1 protein-coding gene is annotated in these 499 nt (G+C 62.5%); it reads right to left on the bottom strand.

Annotated features, from left to right (window positions below; translation table 11 throughout):
• On the bottom strand, nucleotides 1-136 hold a 136-nt coding region (locus AC5RWT_RS38000; RefSeq protein WP_494084707.1), incomplete at its 3' end, for a glycosyltransferase.
• Nucleotides 137-499: the final 363 nt, after the last annotated feature.

Below are 499 nucleotides of genomic sequence, written 5' to 3'. Positions count from 1 at the left end.
ACTCTCCGGTGCCATCCGGCGAGTTGTCGTCGACAACCAGGATGTCGGAGCCGGGAAAGGCGGTGCGGAGGCGGGCTACTGTCTTCGGGAGGGATTCAATTTCGTTGTACGTCGGGATGATGGTGACGACCCGCACTCAGTGGCCTTTCGAACGTTGTGCTGCAAACCGCAGATTTCTCCATGCATGAGAGGCCCGGAGGGCTTCGGCATCGACGGTCCAGTATAGGCCATGCGGTCGAAGGGGCAGTTGGCGGGCGGTTCTGCGCCGCGAAGCCGGGAGGGAGGGGTCGGGTAGGTCCGCACGCCTTCGGGCCACGAAAGCAAACCTGTAGGGGAACGCAGACATGTTTTCTACTGACCTGCGGACCTACCCTGGAGAGTGCCGGTTCGTCAAGGGACCTTGGGCGCAACCGCACTGAAGCAGCTGCCGCCAGGTGTCTCTCTCCCCGGCACGGACCGGAATCCGCGAAGAACTTCCGGCCCATTGAGACTTCAGCCT

It is taken from the genome of Arthrobacter sp. Dra40 (genome assembly GCF_059091905.1).
The sequence above is the reverse complement of the archived record's forward strand: the minus strand, read 5'-3'. Positions and strand labels throughout refer to the sequence as shown.